Source organism: Collimonas sp. OK412, from assembly GCF_900112135.1.
GTDB classification, from domain to species: Bacteria; Pseudomonadota; Gammaproteobacteria; order Burkholderiales; family Burkholderiaceae_D; genus Collimonas; species Collimonas rhizosphaerae.
In genome coordinates this window covers 208,465-226,598 of the sequence record NZ_FOLC01000003.1, presented here as the reverse complement: position 1 = coordinate 226,598, position 18,134 = coordinate 208,465, and the positions used below count along the sequence as shown (strand labels likewise).

The 18,134-nt window shown below is 55.4% G+C and carries 10 protein-coding genes; 6 read left to right on the top strand and 4 right to left on the bottom strand.

Annotated features, from left to right (window positions below; translation table 11 throughout):
* Nucleotides 1–5 precede the first annotated feature (5 nt).
* The 4 genes from BM062_RS05060 to BM062_RS05045 all read right to left on the bottom strand — a co-directional run bounded on the left by BM062_RS05060 (nucleotide 6) and on the right by BM062_RS05045 (nucleotide 9,850).
* Complete coding sequence (locus BM062_RS05060) at nucleotides 6–2,393, bottom strand: GspE/PulE family protein (protein ID WP_092394102.1); 2,388 nt, start codon at nucleotides 2,391–2,393, stop codon at nucleotides 6–8.
* Between the two features lie 82 nt (nucleotides 2,394–2,475).
* On the bottom strand, nucleotides 2,476–5,019 hold the full coding sequence (locus BM062_RS05055) for an EAL domain-containing protein (RefSeq protein ID WP_092394099.1): 2,544 nt from the start codon (nucleotides 5,017–5,019) through the stop codon (nucleotides 2,476–2,478).
* Nucleotides 5,016–8,705, bottom strand: a complete 3,690-nt coding sequence (locus tag BM062_RS05050; protein ID WP_139219995.1) for a response regulator — start codon at nucleotides 8,703–8,705, stop codon at nucleotides 5,016–5,018. The genes BM062_RS05055 and BM062_RS05050 overlap by 4 nt, the downstream gene beginning before the upstream one ends.
* 17 nt (nucleotides 8,706–8,722) lie before the next feature.
* Nucleotides 8,723–9,850, bottom strand: a complete 1,128-nt coding sequence (locus BM062_RS05045) for an ABC transporter substrate-binding protein (protein ID WP_092394093.1) — start codon at nucleotides 9,848–9,850, stop codon at nucleotides 8,723–8,725.
* Nucleotides 9,851–10,554: 704 nt separating this feature from the next.
* Here BM062_RS05045 and BM062_RS05040 point away from each other — a divergent pair.
* From BM062_RS05040 to BM062_RS05015, 6 genes are all read left to right on the top strand, one after another.
* A complete protein-coding gene (locus tag BM062_RS05040) occupies nucleotides 10,555–12,342 on the top strand; it encodes a thiamine pyrophosphate-binding protein (protein WP_217647565.1) in 1,788 nt (595 codons plus the stop codon).
* Nucleotides 12,343–12,351: 9 nt separating this feature from the next.
* Complete coding sequence (locus BM062_RS05035) at nucleotides 12,352–13,101, top strand: SDR family oxidoreductase (protein ID WP_092394090.1); 750 nt, start codon at nucleotides 12,352–12,354, stop codon at nucleotides 13,099–13,101.
* Nucleotides 13,102–13,126: 25 nt separating this feature from the next.
* Complete coding sequence (locus BM062_RS05030; protein ID WP_092394087.1) at nucleotides 13,127–13,948, top strand: citryl-CoA lyase; 822 nt, start codon at nucleotides 13,127–13,129, stop codon at nucleotides 13,946–13,948.
* The gene (locus BM062_RS05025) at nucleotides 13,945–14,751 is read left to right on the top strand and encodes a citrate synthase family protein (RefSeq protein ID WP_092394084.1); all 807 of its coding nucleotides are present in this window, start codon (nucleotides 13,945–13,947) and stop codon (nucleotides 14,749–14,751) included. Before BM062_RS05030 ends, BM062_RS05025 begins: the two co-directional genes overlap by 4 nt.
* Nucleotides 14,752–14,840: 89 nt before the next feature.
* Entirely contained in the window at nucleotides 14,841–16,952 is a 2,112-nt protein-coding gene (locus BM062_RS05020; protein WP_092394081.1) for a TonB-dependent receptor plug domain-containing protein, read from the top strand.
* Nucleotides 16,953–17,016: 64 nt separating this feature from the next.
* On the top strand, nucleotides 17,017–18,090 hold the full coding sequence (locus tag BM062_RS05015; RefSeq protein ID WP_254784929.1) for an ABC transporter substrate-binding protein: 1,074 nt from the start codon (nucleotides 17,017–17,019) through the stop codon (nucleotides 18,088–18,090).
* Nucleotides 18,091–18,134 lie beyond the last annotated feature (44 nt).

Below are 18,134 nucleotides of genomic sequence, written 5' to 3'. Positions count from 1 at the left end.
TTGTCTTAGAGCATTCTTACTTGTTCCCAGTCGGTCAGGCCTTGAAATATTTTATCGATCCCGTCCTGTTTCAAGGTACGCATGCCTTCCCCAATGGCGGTTTGCAATATTTCCGGGACATTCGCTTTGGCATGGATTTTTTTCTTGATGGCGGGACTGTTGACCAGTAATTCGTGTACGCCCAATCTGCCTTTATAACCGCTCTTGTCACATTTTTCGCATCCCACGGCCTTGTATAACGTGAGAACAGTGCCGTCGTCGCCATATTGTTTTTGCCATTGCGCTGCTACGTCGTCTTCCCGGAGTCCGGTTTCCAGGCAATATTCGTAAGCAAGCATCTTGACTTGCTCGGCGGTGGCGGAATAACGTTGGCGGCAGCTTGTACACAGTTTACGCGTGAGCCGTTGACCGACTACGCCTAGCAGCGCATCTGCAAAATTAAACGGATCCAGGCCGAGATCCAATAACCTGACGACGCTTTCGACCGCACTGTTGGTATGCAATGTGGAAAATACCAGATGCCCGGTTAGTGAAGCTTCAATGACGGTCCGGGCCGTTTCCGGGTCCCTTGTTTCTCCCACCATGATGACATCGGGATCGGCTCGCAAAAAGCTCCGCAATACGGCGGCGAATGTCAGGTCGATTTTTGCGTGAACCTGTACTTGCCGCAGGCCTTTCTGGGTAATTTCTATAGGATCCTCGACTGTCCATATTTTGCGTTCGCTGGTATTGATATAACTGAGCAAGGAATGCAGAGTTGTGGTTTTACCTGACCCGGTCGGGCCGCAGACAAATAGCAGGCCATGAGGTTTCAGGGCCAGTTTCTTGAGTCCTTCCAGCACCGCGGTAGACAGGCCTAGTGCGTCCAGGGATAAGGCCTTTGGCGCTGCAAGTATGCGCATCACGATATCTTCCAGGCCTTCCGTGGTCGGCATGGTGACGACGCGCAGTTCAATTTTCGCAGGGCCAAACTGCTCAAAATTCAGTTTCCCATCTTGTGAGCGGCGCTTCTCGGAAATGTCGAGGCGGCTCATGATCTTAAGGCGGGAAACCAAGGCATTACGGTAGTTTGCCGGAATGTTCGAATAATCGACCATGATGCCGTCCTTGCGAAAGCGGACCCGGGTGGGCTCATTGCCTTTCATGACTTCGATATGGATGTCGGAGGCGCCTTGTTCGAATGCATCGAGGATGATCTTGTTGACCAGGCGAACCGTGGCATTGTCGGATTCGGTAATGATCTCATTGCCGGCCTGGCTTGGTTCGGCGCTGCCGCCATCATCCATTTTAGAAACAAACTCTGCGATATCCTGACGTTCCCCTTGCCGGCCATAAAATCTTGGAATGACCTCGGCCAGGTCAGTCTCCGACGCCATGACGGGATCAATCGTCAGCTTGGAAAAAAATGATAATGCCTTCAACGCTTCCGACGACAGCGGATCTTCCATTGCCACCACCATGCGCGACTGGGTTCGGTATAGCGGCATGACAATGTATTTTCGTGCCAGGTCGGCAGGCACTACCTTGGTTAAATTCAAGTCAAACTGGAACTGGGGCAGGGTAACGAAGGGGATGCCAAGCTTTTTCGCCAATATTCTTTTAATGCTTTCTTTGGTGACAAAACCCATGCCGACAAGGATTTCTCCCAGGTGCAGCTTTCTGTCTTCATGTTGCTTCTTTAGCGCTTGCGCCAGCTGTTCAACGGTGATCAAATTCTCTTGAACCAATGCTTCCCCAAGCTTGAGGTGAGGCATCGATCTTTGTTTTTGCAACGCCTTTTCCACTTCCGCTTCTGAGACAAGGCTTTCCAGCTGCAGATATTCGCCCAGCTTGGATTCCCGCAGCTGGCCTTGCTTCTTCAAGCCCGCATCGACAGCGTCCGCCGACGCCATTCTGGTGTCTATCAGCATCTGGCCAAGCTTGTCGCCAATTTGATAATTGGCAATTGCTTCTGTTGGAATAAACCAGCGCAAAACGTTGTTGCCGACGCCAACAAGAAATAGAAAGAGTCCGATTTCACGCGGAACGTAACCGATCGTTTCGGATAGCAGATGTTCTCCGTCCTTGAACGTAATCACGCATTTTTGCCGAATCGGGATGGGCAAATCTCCTTGTGTTTCGACCGTTGAAGGCAATTCCATTTTCTTTAACTCTATCGGCGACGTTAAGCGGATACTTTTGAAATTGGAAAAGCCGATACGCAAGTTGCCGCCGGCGCGTTCCGGATGAAATTCTATCGATGAGGTTTCCAGGTCAAAACCCAGCAGATTTCCGACCTTCCGGTTACCGTCGTTCATGGTAACGATGCATGGCGCCTTGCCATTGTCCGCAGCCGAGGTTGCAGAGATTGATTCGAAGTGTGGCGGCAGTGGCCAGCCGAAATCGGTATCCATGGACTTCTCCGTTTTGATTCAAAAACTGTCGCATTCCAAGAAAAATTATCGTTTGGCGTAACGCTTGGCGAGTTGCTATTCCTTATTTCAAAGCGGGTGCGCTGACGGGCTTGGTGTCCTGTTTCGGATTTTTACCCATCGTGCGTGCTTCGTAGCGACGAAACGACTCTCCAACATGCTGCCGCAGCAATCGGTCATCCCACGGCTTCGTCAGGAATTTATAAACGGCTGCCTCGTTAATTGCGCCGGTCGCCAGCTGTATTTCGGAGTAACCGGAAAGCATGATGCGGACTATATGCGGATAGAGTCCCCTGACCCGGCTTAAGGGATCGATTCCAGGTATTTCGGGTTTACCCAGGTCAGATACAATGACGCCCACAGGATAGATCGCTAGCATTTCCAACGCTTCAAGCGGACTGTTCGTGCTGAAAATTTGATAGCCGTCCGGCAGGAAAAGACGATTGAGGGAGGCCTGTATTTCCTCATCGTTGCAGACCAGCAGCAGGGTGCGCTTGAGTTGCTCGCTGCGTTGGTTGTCATCAAGGAGATGTGTTCCTGCGCTAAGCAACGCATCCATTTCTTCTATCGGCAATGGGCGGCTGAAATAATACCCTTGCATGGTGTCGCACCGGTTGCTGCTTAAAAAACCCAATTGGCCTTCTGTCTCCACCCCTTCGGCAACTGTCGTCATATGGAGGGACTCGGCCATGGCAATGATAGATTTGGTGAGCGAGGCGCCATCGACGCTGTTGGTCACGTCGGTGATGAACGACTTATCGATCTTCACTACATCGAAGGGGAATTCCTTGAGATAGGAGAGGCTCGAATATCCGGTGCCGAAATCGTCCAGCGTTAACACCACGCCTATCTCTTTGAGCTGACGCAGTGTTTTTACCGCGGTCTGTCGATCCCGCATGAGCACGCTTTCTGTCAGTTCCAGTTCCAGATATTCAGCGGCGAGGCCGCTATCAAGCAGAGCGCTACGCACGAGTTCGACAATATTCTGTTGTCGAAATTGCCGCGCTGATACGTTGACTGCCATGCTCAGCTCAAGATGCCCTGCAACTTGCCAGGCCTTTGCCTGGACGCAAGCCGTTCTCAATACCCACTCGCCCAAGGGCACAATCAATCCCGTCTCTTCCGCCAAGGGGATAAAGCTGTCCGGCGGGATCAAGCCGACCCCCGGGCGACGCCAGCGCAGCAGCGCTTCAACGCCATTGACTTGTCCACTTTTAAGATCGACCTTGGGTTGGTAGAAGAGCTCGAATTCATGCCGTACGACGGCTTGGCGCAGCGCATTTTCGAGCTCCGCCTGTTCCTCTACCTGAACGCCCATTTCACGGGTATAGAGCTGGAAGCAATTCCGGCCCTTTTCTTTCGCACTGTATAACGCCGCATCTGCCGTTTTCAGCAATGTTTCGCTATTGCCGCCATCCTCTGGATAAATACTCACTCCGATACTGGTCGTGACATGCAGCGTATGATCGCCGACCAGGAACGGCGAGGAAAACGCATCCAGCACTCTTCGCACTGCCGTGTCCGTATCATCGGAGGCGCTGAAAGCCGGCAGCATGATGACGAATTCATCGCCTCCTATTCGCGCTACGGTATCCTCTTCGCGCGTCGCTGTTTTGAGCCTGGCAGCAACCGCCTTCAACAAATTGTCGCCTGCGGGGTGGCCGAAATTGTCGTTAACAAATTTAAATCGATCCAAATCGAGAAACATCACAGCCATGTGCTGGCCGGCACGGTTCGCATGAGCGATTGACTGCGTAATGCGATCGCTTAACAAGTTGCGGTTGGGCAGGTCTGTAAGCGCATCATGGTTGGCCAGGTATTCGATCCGCGCCTCGTGCATCTTACGTTCAGTGATGTCTTGCAAAGTGCCGCGGAGTGTCAGGATCCGACCTTGCTCGCGCAACGCTTCCGCCTGTTGGAGCACAATCCTCTCGTCTCCGTTGGGGCGTGTAATACGGTGCTCCAGGCTATAGCTGATGCCTTCAGTGCGTAAATTCATGAAGGAATAAATCAGCTTGGGCTGCTCATCGTTGGGCGCCACTTGCAGCAGCGATTCAAACCGTGGCGGACTATTACTCTCGTCGAGTCCCAGGATCCTGTAGACTTCCGGGGACCAGTAACCGTCGGCGCTTTCCGGGCTATATTCCCAGTTTCCCACATGGGCCAATCCCTGGGCATACGTCAGGCTCGCCTCGCTGCGCGCCAGGTCCTTCAGGGCTTCGCTGGCCCGTAACAGATATCGCACGCGATGCGGCAGCAATTTCCAGCGCATGGGCTTGGAAAGAAAGTCGGTAGCCCCAGCCTCAAATGCCTGCGTAATCGACTCGTCATCGTCGTTTCCGGTAAGGACGACAATCGGTATGCGCTTGCCGTCAAGCAGTCCACGTATGCGCTTGCAGCAAGCAAATCCGTCCATTCCGGGCATGCTGACGTCTAATAGAATGATGTCAGGCTTGAGGCGTTGAAACGCCTCGATGCCTTCGATGCCGCTTGCGGCTTCTTCCACCTTGAAACCCTCAGGTTCGAGCGCTTCTACAACAAGCATGCGTGTCATCGCATCGTCGTCAACGATGAGGACCACGGTAACGTCTTTAGTTTCCTTAGTCATGCGGCAACCCTTTCCAGAGCGAGCGCCACAAGGACGCGGTCAAGTTCTTCCATTGCTCCATCAAATGGTGCGGCGGTTGCCGCCACATCCGCAGAGCGCGCTAGTTGTTCGATTTCACGGCAGTACGCCGCAAGCAGCATGGCGCCGACATTTGCACTAGTCGATTTCAGCGTATGTGCAGCACGCTGCAAAGCGTCAGCATCATTCGCCGCAATGGCGTTACGCATTGCGGAAAGCAACCGGGGAGCATCGAGGTTGAACATGTCGACAACCCGGGTGAGTACGTCGGGGCGGCCCGGCTTTTGCAGTGCGCGCAAGACTTGCAGCGCCTTGGGGTCGATGGTGACGGCTTCCGGCGTGGCTGATATGCCTGGAATCTCGTCGGCGATCGGAGTGGAGCTTGGGGCCTTTCTTTCATCTCGAGTCCAGTGCGCGAGTGTCTTTAATAATATGTCGCGGCGGAACGGCTTCGAGATATAGTCGTCCATACCCGCTTCAAGGCAGCGTTCCCTATCGCCGCCAATGGCATTTGCCGTCAGTGCAATAACGGGAATGCGATGGCCGCCGGTTTCGTTTTCTCGCCGGCGTAGCTCGCGGGTCGCTTCGAAGCCGTCCATTTCCGGCATTTGGCAATCCATCAATATGACATCAAAATCGCTGCTCGCAAGCATGGATAGCACTACGCGACCGTTCTCGGCTGCGGTGACGTGGTATCCGGTATCTTCAAGCATTGCTGTGGCGATTTCCTGATTGATCGCGTTGTCCTCAGCCAGCAGCACTCGAACCGTCATCCCGGGGAGCAGATTGGTTGCCGCAGCTGATGCAGGATCGATCGCCTTTATCATGGGCTGCGCGGTAGTTGGGGTGCCGGCTCCGGTTGCGGCGATGATGCAGTCGTAGAGATCGGTTCCACGTACCGGTTTGTTAAAACAGTGTTCGATGCCCAGCTTGCGGGCAAGATTGATGTCGTCGACGGTGTCGAACGAAGTGAGCATGACAATCTTCGGCTGAAAGAGAGAAGTATCGGCTTGGATCGCGTGTACCAGGGCAATGCCGTCCATGACAGGCATGCGAACGTCGATGATCGCTACGTCAAAATGCTTGTCGCCGGCTGCGGCGGCGCGTAGCTGATCCAAAGCTTCCGCGCCGCTCGATACGCTCACGGCATCCATATTCCATTCGCCCGCATGCTCCAGGAGAATACTGCGGTCGGTCGCATTGTCATCGACAATCAGCATCCTCAATCCGGCCAGGGATGTCCGTACGGCAGGAGCGTGGGACGATATTTCCTCGGCCAGCCGCTCCAGGAGCAAGGTGACCGAAAAAATGGATCCCTGACCCGGCGAACTCTTCAATTCGATTGTTCCTCCCATCATTTCGACGAGCTGCTTGGTGATGACAAGACCTAGTCCGGTGCCGCCGTACTTCCGTGAAGTTGAACTATCCGCTTGCTGGAAGGGCTGAAAAAGATGCGCGGCCACCTCCGGTGCTATGCCTATGCCAGTGTCAGAGATCGAAAAACAGACACGGTCGCGATCGTCGCAGCGCACATCGACCACAATTTCTCCACGATCAGTGAACTTGATGGCATTGTTGATCAGATTCGTGATGATTTGGCGCACCCGAACCGAGTCGCCTCGCACATTTTGCGGCAGGTCCTCTGCCATAAGAAGGATGAGATCAAGGCCCTTGCGTTGAGCGCCATGAGCAAGCAGGACAACGACATCGTCGATCGTCTGTCTCAAGTTGAATCCGATTTTCTCCAGTGTCAGCTTGCCTGCTTCGATTTTTGAAAAATCGAGAATGTCGTCGATCACTGTCAGAAGCGACTCGCCAGAGCGGTAAACCGAGTCGACGAAGCGTCGCTGCTTGGCATCCAGCCTGGTGCGCAACAATAATTCAGTCATGCCCAGCACGCCGTTCATGGGAGTGCGGATTTCGTGGCTCATCTTGGCTAAAAACTCCGACTTCGCCTGGTTGCCGGCCTTTGCTTCCGCTGTCGCGTGCTTGAGCTGCGCGTCACGCCGCTCAATATTCTCGAGCATGCTGTTAAAACCGTTGATCAGTATTCCTATTTCGCCCGTGCCGTGCCCAGGCACCCGCAAAGAAAGATCCTTCCCGCCGCGTATGCGTTCGATCGTGGCGGACAGGCTGGAAAGCGGGTGCGCGATCGACGTTCCAATCTTGGTATTGACAGCGATGCCGGCGAAAGCCAGCAATAATGTTGCGAGCACAATCACGACAAACGATCTATTTACCGAACTTTGCAAATTCGATACGACGCCTTGCTGTTGCTTGCCGATGTTTTCCACTTGCAAGTCGCTGTAAGCCAGTTTTTTCATCGAGACGGCATTTACCTGTCCGACGATTTCGCGTAACGCAGCGTCACTTGCAAGCACGCGCATCTTTGCCGTGATGATTCTTTCAGATCCTTCATTGAGTACCTGGATGAGCCGGTTGATGGCATTGGCATCGGCAATGTATTTGTTCTGCTGCGTGCCCAACAGCTCCTTTCTAAGCAACGAGTCACTTTCTTTCAATTCCTTTGCCTGGATCCTTGCAGCGGTCACGCTCGTTTTTAATTCAGACTCCGATTCGCTCAGGATCACTCCTCCGATTGCGCTATTCAACTCGTTGACATCAATGGTGATGGCATTTCCAGCGTCTTTCACACGCGTCGCCTTTTGCAAGAATGCAACGGCTTCTTCAAGTTTGTGGCGGTCGCGGACCAGTTGCATTTCAATCGGATCGATAGCCTCGGATACTTTCGCATCAATGGATTCAAATTCCTGAATGATGTTTGCTTTTTCCGAAAAATAGTCGGCCTCTGAGGCAGCGTTCGACAGTGTGTTGGAGCGCAACGCGATCAATCCGCCTTTATTGTTGAGGACACGTTCAGTCAATGCCGAAATGGCGTCGCCTATTTCCTTCATTTTTGTCGTGCCGTCCTGCGCATAAGCAAGCCCTTTAATCGCATTTTCCGCAGCTTTCATGCGTTCTTTCAAAGGGGTAAGCCGATAACGGTTCTTTACTGTTTCAATCTCATCGATGATGATGATCATGTCTTTCACGCGCATTCTGATACCGGAGAATTCTTTGATAATCTTGTTCGACGAAAGACTTGCCTGCTGCGCCGCGGCGACCACTGTTTCGGCCTGGGTATTCAGCGTGCCAATACTGGTCTTGATGGTGCTTATCGAGCGCTCTATGTTCTTTAGCGTCTCTTTGATGTTGTGCGCCTCGTCCTTGAATATTTCGGTATCCCGTAGACGGTCGCCGACCGCAAGATTCATCTTTCCCTGCATCGCCTCATATAATGCAGGATTGATGTCAATCCCTTGCTGATCCATTTCTTGGATATTGCTCGTAAGAGTTCTGATCGACTTGATATTGCTGGCGATTGCCGATGAAGACTGTTCTTGCTGCTGACGATCTGTCGACATGCCGAGTTTGAAAAAATTGTCTGACGTTCTTTCGATGGTGCGTTGCAGTTCGCCTGTTTTCAATTGCAGGGGCAGCGATTCCTTGGTAAGCCTGTATACGCTCGAAGAAACGCCGTTCAAGGCGATCAGGCTAGCCGTCGCGATCGCGATCACTCCTAATAGCAGCAATCCTGTACTCGCAAACAGCTTTGTTCTGATTTTCACCCAGGCCTCACTTTTGCAACGCACGGTTCGTTTTTTCAAGCCGGCTGTCTTGCGTGCTACTTTGGAATAGTGTCGATCGGGGTTATTTTCCCTTGCGATATTCTGGTCAAGAATACTGAATTGGATGCTTGATGATTATCCGGGCCGAGATTGAATTGCAGGCCGCCGATATCCAGCCCCTTGATCGATTCGAAGGCGTGGATCAGTCCCGGCCGTGTCAATGCCGGCCCGGTTCTGTCCAAGGCGATGACCATGGCCTTGGCGCTGATACACCCTTCGAAATTGACAAATCCGAGTTTTTCTTCCGGAGCATATTTCTTGATGAGTACCGCGCATTCCCTGGCGAGCGGCAAGTCATGATTTTCCGGGAACGGGACCACTTGCGATATGACGACTCCATCGCCGTCGGCGCCGACCAGCCTGACCAGATTGTCGGTACCGACGAACGACACGGTCGCTAAACTGGCTTTCAACCCTTCGGTTTTCGCATTTTTGATAAATGTCGACAGCGGCGTATAGGGTCCGACCATGATCACAACGTCGGGCTTGCTCTCTATTAATGTGGCAAGCCCAGCCTGGATTGCAGTCGTCCCGCGTTGGAAAGTCGCCTTTGCCACGATTTCAATGCCGCGCCGTTTTAATGCCGTCTCGGTTCCGGCCAGGACCGACAGGCCGAATCCATCGTCTTGGTAAAACACGGCAAAACGTTTGGCGCCTCTGTCCTTGATGAAATGATCAACCAGGATTTCCGTCTCATCGCCATAGCTGGCGCGCAGATTGATCACTTCAGGAATGACTGGCTTGCGTAACAGCATCGCGCCGCTGAAGATACCCACGAGGGGGATCTTGGTGTCCTTGATGATAGGCAGAACGGCGTTGGCGGTTGGCGTGCCGACATATCCGAACAAAGAAAAAACATTTTCCTGGTCGATCATTTTCAATGTTGCATCGATTGCCTTGTCGGGATCGTAGGCATCGTCATCCACCAGTAAATTTATCTGTCGCCCGTGAATCCCGCCATTGGTGTTGACGTCGTTGAAAACCGCCATGGCGCCAATCCGCATGCCTTGGCCCAGTCCGGCGGCCGCTCCGGATTGCGCATTAACCATGCCCAATCGAATTTCAGTGTCGGAAATTCCCGGATCCGCAGCGAATAACTGGCCTGCAAGCAGCGTGCTAAACATGAAAAAGATAAGCGATTGCCTTACCACCAGTTGCCTCCTAAATCCGTTGTCAGCTCTGTAAATATGGACGAGAAAATTGACATCAGGCTGTCCATGCAGACATGGCAATAGTTGCCTTTTGTCTATAGTTGGCCAGAAAAATAACAAGGCAGTTCATGATCGACATATAGCCCCCACACACATATGGCATGGCAATGACCGTGGCCGATTTTCCCCTGGTGAATAGCAGGTTGCGTCCGACGGCTGGGCAGTTCAATAGCCATTAACCGCTTTTTTAACATTAATGCTTTAGATGTCACAAAAACAGCTGTCAATATTGATAGGTGGCAATATATTAATAAGCTGGCAATATTAGGCATCAAACGATCAAGACCTGATCAGCATTTGCCGCCTGTGGTTTTTTGCATATTTATCTTCAGCGGCTGACTGCTGGATGCCGGCATTGCATATCTTCTTGGTCTGGATCGTTGTTGAAGTGCGTCGACCGGATTCTTTGCTTTGTGATTTGTTAAGACAAGACTACACTTAATTTCCATGTGGGAATTTTTTTCTTGCCCATTGGCCCTGTGAGGATGAGCGGTGCACATTGCCGTACCGCAGCAATCTTCCTGCCATCAGGAGAGGGATTTGGTATGGGTGCTGATAATTTTCCGGTATATGACGATATGCCGAGGAAGAATTGGGAGCGGCCTTCCGAGCCACCCATGGTAGTCGCCGACCTGCTGGTGGCCTATCTGGACCAGATGGAAATCGAATGTGTCTTCGGTGTTCCAGGCGGCGCCATCGAGCCTTTTTTCGATGCCCTTGCCAGAAGCAGCCGCAGGGGGGGAGTGCGCCATGTCCTGGCGCGGCACGAAGCGGGAGCTGCCTACATGGCCGACGGTTATGCCCGTGAAACCGGCAAAATCGGCGTCTGCTGCGCCACCTCCGGTCCCGGCTCCACCAATTTGATTACCGGGGTGGCCTGCGCCTACGATAACAATATTCCCTTGCTGGTGATTACAGCGCAGCCAGCCCTGCCTACTTTCGGCAAGCATCCGTTGCAAGAGTCGACTTGCACCGGTGTCGATACGCTGGGCATGCTGCAGCACTGCACCCACTACAATTCCCTGGTGTCCCATCCGCAGCAGTTCGAAAACAAGCTCATGACCGCTCTGCAGCGCGCCATCCGCACACCAGTCGGGCCGGTGCATTTAAGCATACCTATCGATGTGTTTCGCAGCCCGAATACGCAGTTGGCTCCCTCTTACGATTTACAAGCGCTTTTGCAGCCGTCGGCGTCGGTGGACGACGAAGCGCTGGCAACGCTGCTCCTGATGCTTTCCAGGGCCGAAAATATCGTCTTGCTGATTGGCGTGGGTTGCGGCGAAGCTATCGGCTCCATACTCCAGTTCGCCGACCTGAGCGGTGCTGCCGTGATTACCACGCCGGACGGCAAGGGCCTGGTAAGCCCACGGCATCCGCTTTTTCGCGGCGTATTCGGTTTTGCCGGCCACGCCTCCGCCGAGACGGCGATACGAGACAAGTCGGTCGACCTGATCATGGCGATCGGCACCGGGATGGGCGAGTGGAGCAGCGGCGGCTGGAGCGACGGTTTGCTCAATTCACGGCTGGTGCACATCGACGATACCGAGGAGCATCTCAGCCAGACCCCGATGGCGCGCTTTCACATGCGGGGACGGATCCTGTCAATTTTCAATCGGCTGGTCAAGCATATGCAGGACGTTCGCCGTTCCGGCAATTTCGAGTATGAACAGAGGCGCTTCGTTCGCAAGCAGCATAGCAGCCAATGGGAGCCGGAGACCATGCTGATTGCTCCCAAAAAATACGAGAGCAGCGTCATACCGATTTTGCCGCAACGGCTGATGCGCGAATTAAGCCGGCTGTTTCCGCCGACCACGCGTTTCCTTGCCGATACCGGCAATAGCGCCGCCTGGGCGATTCATTATTTGCAACCCCGGGACCGGCGCATATCCGAAAGACGCCAGGGCGGGGGAGGGAGCGTCCGCGCGCCGGGACGGCGCAAGACCTACGGCGGCTGGCTGCGCGTCATCATGAATTTTGCACCGATGGGCTGGGCTATTGGCGGGGCCATCGGCACCGCCATTGGCAATCCAAAAATGCCTGTGGTTTGCATTACCGGAGACGGTAGTTTCTTGATGAACGGCCAGGAAATATCGGTAGCCGTCGCCGAAAAGCTGTCCGTGATTTTTGTTGTCCTCAACGACCAGGCCTTGGGAATGGTCAAGCATGGCCAGCGGCTGGCAGAAGCCGAGCATATCGGCTGCGATTTGCCGCCTACCGATTTCGCTGCCCTGGCGCGGGCCATGGGAGCCGAAGGGCATACCATCCATGCGCCTGAAGATCTGGCCAAGCTAGATATCGCTGCGATGTGCGCGCGACCGGGGCCGACGCTGCTGGACGTGCTGATAGACCGCGACGAGGTGCCTCCAATAAATCTTCGCATGCGGGTTCTCGCTGGAACTCTATAAGGAATAGACATGGGCAAACTGGACGGCAAGACGGTACTCATCACAGGTGGTTCCAGCGGCATCGGTTTGGCAAGCGCAAAGCTTTTCCTGGAGCAGGGCGCCCGCCTGGCGATTACCGGGCGTGATCCGGATGGCTTGGCGCGCGTCCGGGAGGAGCTGGGCGGCGACGTCCTGACGATCCGCAGCGATACGGCGAATCTCACCGAAATCGCATCCTTGATGCAGCAAGTAGAGCGCCGCTTCACACGTCTGGACGTCCTGTTCGTCAATGCCGCCATCGCCACCGCAGCGCCAATGGAATTGGTCTCTGAAACACAATTTGACGACATCATGGGAATCAACTTCAAGGGAGCGTTTTTCACCATCCAGAAAGCGTTGCCGTTGTTTAGCGGGGCGGCATCCATCATTGTCACCACCTCTATCGCCAACCAGCTGGGATCGCCGAATTTCAGCGTCTACGGCGCCAGCAAAGCCGCCTTGCGCTCGCTGGTGCAGTCGTTGGCGCTGGAGCTGATCAGTCGCGGGATCCGGATCAATGCGATCAGTCCTGGCCCCATCGCCACACCGATCTTCGACCGCTTCGGCCTGCCGCCCGCCGTAGCCGACGGCATAAAAACCGAGATTGCGCAAAAGTCTCCGAGCAAACGTTTCGGCCTTCCGTCAGAGGTAGCCAAGGTTGCCCTGTTCCTGGCTTCGGACGATGCGGCCTACGTGGTAGGCGAGGAAATCGTTGTCGATGGCGGCATGAGCCTGCTTTAGCAGTTTCTTTCGAATAAGGAATCAGATGAACGATAAAGAAAGCCCGCACAGCATCCGCAGCAGCGTCTGGCAAGAAGAAGCTGAAACGGACAACCCTTTTGCTGCCGCAGCCTGTTATTGCCGAGGTTACGATGTCTATGGCGATTTGCTCGGCAAGATCGGTTACATCGAATACCTGTATCTCCTGTTCAAGGGCGAACGCCCGCAACCGGCCGTGGCTGCAGTCTTGGAGACATTAGCCGTAGCCTTGGCCAACCCCGGCCCACGCGATCCTTCTGTACACGCGGCGATGGCGGCCGGCGTCGGCGGCTCAACCGCTGCTTCGGTGCTCATGGCAGCGCTGGCTGTCGGCGCCGGTTCGCACGGCGGGGCGCGAGAAATCTTTCTGGCATTGGAGGCATGGAAGAAGAATGGGAAGGAGCTTGCAAACTGGCGCTCCGCTCTTGCCAGCCCGGCCGCACCGACCCGCCTGCAAGTATGGCCTGAGCCAGGCCATCCTCCAGGGTTCGATCCCTATGGCAAGAGTTGCGCAAATCCGGTACGCCAGACCCTCTCGCAATTGGTCGCGATGATGCCCGCAGGCCACCTGGCGTGGCTGTCGCAAGAAAGAGAGGCGTTGGAATCGATGGCCGGCCACCCGCTGGCGATGACCGGCGTGGCCGCCGCCGCGCTTGCCGATATCGATTTTTCTGCCAGCGAAGGTGAGATGCTGGCTTTGCTGCTGCGGCTGCCGGGCGCGGCCATCCATGCTTTGGAACAAGGCAGGCAGGGTTTTCGCCAGTTTCCTTTCTTTGAACTGGATCTGGAAAACGATCCCGGCCCGGCCTTCGCCAGGGAGCAAGCATGAGAAACATCTTGCTGGACTATGAAGGTCCCCTGCGCACCACGATGGGCGCATGTTTCCCGGGGGAGCGCGCGGTATTTCGCGGACACGATCTGCATGCCGATCTGAAGGACATGGATTGGATCGCACTATATGCCTTCGGCATCACCGGGCGTCGCTACTCGCCTGAGCAAATAACCGTCCTGCATGCGCTCTGGACTTATACCAGTTACCCGGATCCCCGATTGTGGAACAACCGCGTCGCCGCCCTGGCAGGTAGTGCCCGCAGTACCGGCGCGCTCGGCATTGCCGCCGCCATCGCGGTTTCGGAAGCCAGCATTTATGGGTGGCAGCCGGAATTCGCTGCGGCAGATTTCCTGGTCCGCGCCCATGACCGCATCAATGCCGGGGAGTCGCTGGAAGCAGTTCTGCAGCAGGAGCTGCTGCAGCATCGACGCATCCTGGGGTACGGCCGTCCGGTGGCGACATTGCAGGTGGATGAACGTATTCCGGCGATTCTCGTGCGCATGGAAAGCGAAAAAATGGCGCAGGGTCCGTATCTTCGATTGGCCTTTGATATTGAAAGGGAGCTGTCTCGAATGGGGCGCCGGTTACCGATTAACTATGCAGCTGTCGTCGTGGCCATCCCCTTGGATCTGGGCTTTTCTCCGCGCGAGTGTTATTTATTCCTGCTTCCCTCGTTCATGGCGGGCATGCCTCCTTGTTATCTGGAGGCCAGCGAGCGCCCGGCAGGAGCGACATTTCCGTTGCGCTGTTCACAGCTGCGTTACGAAGGACCCGGGCGACGGCTCTGGCAGGAAGAGTAAGACAGCAAGAATAAGGCAGCTGATGCGGGAGGATGAGGAGCAGCGGCTCGACATCCTGTGATATCTGGGTTCCATCGAATGAGGCAGCAATGAAAAACCGTTGGCAAACTCAAATTCCGTGCGCCGCCATCCTGTTCCTGGGCGCCGCTTCGGCTGCAGCACAGCAAAATGCCGATGAAGACGATTTGGTGCTTTCCTACGGGAATAAAGCGTTCGTCAGCATCGCCACGGGCAGCCAGCAAGATATTTCCCGGGCGCCGGCGGTAGCGTCGGTGATAACCGCCCAGGACATCCAGGCCATGGGGGCGACCAGCATGAACCAGGCGCTGGAAAGCGTGCCAGGTTTGCACGTATCTTACTCGGGCCTTTACAACGATCCAATCTATTCGTTCCGCGGCATCACCACGCAATACAATCCGCAGGCATTGATGCTGGTGAACGGCATCCCCATCAACGATGCTTTTCTCGGTAATCGTGACTTTGCCTGGGGCGGTGTGCCGATCCAGAACATAGCCCGTATCGAGGTCATCCGCGGCCCTGGATCAGCGCTGTACGGCGCGAACGCTTTCGCCGGCGTCATCAATATCATTACCAAGACCGCGGCTGACATCAACGGCACCGCGTATGGCGCACGGGCGGGATCGTTCGATACGCACGAAGCCTGGATCCAGCATGGCGGCAAGATGGGGCCGCTGGATGTGGCGTTCTATCTTGGAGCGGGCCACACCAGCGGCGCGAATAAAACGATAGACGCCGATGCGCAAACCAGCCTGGACAAAATTTTCGGGACGCAGGCCTCGCTAGCCCCTGGGCACGAGCAGCTGATGCGCAACAGCCTGGACATGCAGGTCGATGTCGCCTATGACCTATGGCGTCTGCGCGCCGGCTATCAGGACCAGGAAACCGGCACCGGCGTCGGCCTGGCCAACAGCCTCGATCCCAGTGCGCGCGTGCGGGCGCAGCGCTGGAATGCCGACCTGACCTATTCCAATCCCAATTTTTTCCGCAATTGGGATGTCACTGCGCAGGCGTCGGTGAAAGATATCAACGAACTGCCGGCGTCGCCGCCGACAGTGCTGTTCCCGCCGGGAGCTTTCGCAGGATCTTTCCCTAGTGGCGTCATAGGCAATCCCGGCCACGCCGAACGAGACAGTCAATTCAGCCTGTCGGGGTTTTACACCGGGTTTGACAAGCATCGGATCCGGCTCGGCGCCGGCTATCGGATTGAAAACCTGTATCAGACCAGCGAGAGCAAGAATTTCAAGATCGTGGCGGTTCCCGGGGTCGGGGTCGAGTTCGTTCCGCTAACGAGCGTCATCGACGTAAGCGGCACCAGCGATGTATACCTGACCCCGCACAAACGCACAATCAGCTACGCGTTTGTGCAGGACGAATGGACCTTGGCGAAAGACTGGACGCTGACATCGGGGGTGCGGGTGGACCGCTATTCCGATTTTGGCAGCACGGTCAATCCGCGCCTGGCGCTGGTTTGGGATGCTGCCTACAATTTTTCCGTCAAGGCCTTATACGGCAGCGCGTTCCGCGCACCGTCCTTCACCGAGCAATACAGCATCAACAATCCGGTCACCATAGGCAATCCCCATCTCGAACCGGAAACCATCAATACACGCGAGCTGGCGTTCACGTGGCAGCCTACCCAGACGCTGCAAACAAACTTGAGCCTGTTCTACTACCGTATGCACAACATCATTCAGTTTGTGCCGAATCCTGACCCCTCGACCGGCTCGACCGCGCAAAATGCGGGCGACCAGACCGGCCGCGGCTTGGAACTGGAAGCAACCTGGGACGCCACGCGCAACCTGCGGCTTTCCGGCAGCTATTCCTTGCAGCACTCTACGGACCAGACCACAGGACAGGACGCAGGCCTGGCGCCGCGCCAGCGCTGGTTCGGCCGCGCTGACTGGCGTTTCGCGTCATTATGGCAATTTGGCAGCACCGTCAATCGCGTAGTCGACCGCAAGCGGCAACCTGGCGACACCCGCCCCCAGATTCCCGATTACACCACCGTCGATTTGAATTTGCGCAGGGAGAAATTGATCGGCAACTGGAGCGTCAGCGCGATGGTGCTGAACGTGTTCAATCGAGATGCCAGGGAGCCCAGTTTCGCTCCAGGAAATATTCCTTTCGATTTTCCACTGCCAGGCCGTACCTTCTATGTACAGTTCCAGCACAAACTGTGAGTCGTCCCTGCTGATTCAACTGCCCAGGGTCTCCTGTGCGGTTGTATTGCGGATCGAAGCCAGCTTGCTTCTTTTGCTGGCATGTACATTCGGCTACGCTGCCCCGGGGAGCGTCTACCAGGATCCTGGCCGGCGCGCGGGCGCCAGCCACTTGCCGGACTGGTACGAAAATACGGCTGAGATGCGCGCCGTGCGCAGCGAACTCCAGCCGCTGATCATCGCCGCAGTGGCCGCGCTGGACGCGCCAAGGCGACAGGAGATCATGGATGGCAAAGGTGCGATCGCTGTCATTTATCCAGACATCGGTGAACCCTATCGCAGCATCTTTTCCAAGATTATCGAAGGCATTCAGGAGCAAGCTAAAGTGCCGATAAACACTTACGCCGTCGGTCCCAACACCAATGCCAGCGACCTTGGCGCACAATTGGCGCGCGGCAGCGTCAAGGTAGTGATAGCGCTGGGGCGCCAAGGATTGAAGGCTACATCCGGGTTGGCGCCGGAGATAGCGGTAGTGGTCGGCGGTGTGCTGTCGGTACCCGAAAACGAGAGCCGCAACCTGACCGGCATCAGTTTGACGCCGGATCCGGCCCTGCTGTTCGTACTATTGAAAAGACTGTTGCCCGGCATAAAAAGGGTGACCGTGATCTACGACCCGCAGCATAACGACTGGCTGATCAAACTGGCGCGTGAGGCAGCCAGGGCGCAAGGCCTGGAACTGGTCGCCCGCGAAGCCCATGACCTGGCCTCGGCGGCGCACCTCTATGACGCTGCTTTCGCCACCGCTGACAGCCGCCAGGATGCGATCTGGCTGCCTCAGGATACTACTACGGTAGATGATGAAACCATCTTGCCGCTGGTCCTGAAGGAAGCCTGGAGTCGAGGTTTGCCGGTCTTTTCCAGCAGCTTCCTGCACGTCAAAAAAGGCGTCATGTTCGCCTTGTATCCGAACAACCTGGGGCTGGGGCGCGACCTGGCCAGTTCCGCCTTGGGTGTACTTTCAGGAGAATCACGCAAGCGTGGCGTGTCGCCGCTACGCGAGGTGCTGACGGCGGTCAATCTGCGCACCGCCAGTCACGTCGGGTTAAATCTCGATTATCAGCAGCAGCGTAGTTTTGATTTTGTTTTTCCGGAGCCTTAGCGTACGAGCATGTTCATTCAATACAGATGCAATTCGCGTGGCCA

Bases quoted from the DNA above. Each gene is read 5' to 3' on its own strand.
- BM062_RS05040 (WP_217647565.1), top strand. From the start codon at position 10,555: ATGGTAGTCGCCGACCTGCTGGTGGCCTATCTGGACCAGATGGAAATC.
- BM062_RS05060 (WP_092394102.1), bottom strand. From the start codon at position 2,393: ATGGATACCGATTTCGGCTGGCCACTGCCGCCACACTTCGAATCAATC.
- BM062_RS05045 (WP_092394093.1), bottom strand. From the start codon at position 9,850: ATGTTTAGCACGCTGCTTGCAGGCCAGTTATTCGCTGCGGATCCGGGA.
- BM062_RS05035 (WP_092394090.1), top strand. From the start codon at position 12,352: ATGGGCAAACTGGACGGCAAGACGGTACTCATCACAGGTGGTTCCAGC.
- BM062_RS05030 (WP_092394087.1), top strand. From the start codon at position 13,127: ATGAACGATAAAGAAAGCCCGCACAGCATCCGCAGCAGCGTCTGGCAA.
- BM062_RS05025 (WP_092394084.1), top strand. From the start codon at position 13,945: ATGAGAAACATCTTGCTGGACTATGAAGGTCCCCTGCGCACCACGATG.
- BM062_RS05055 (WP_092394099.1), bottom strand. From the start codon at position 5,019: ATGACTAAGGAAACTAAAGACGTTACCGTGGTCCTCATCGTTGACGAC.
- BM062_RS05020 (WP_092394081.1), top strand. From the start codon at position 14,841: ATGAAAAACCGTTGGCAAACTCAAATTCCGTGCGCCGCCATCCTGTTC.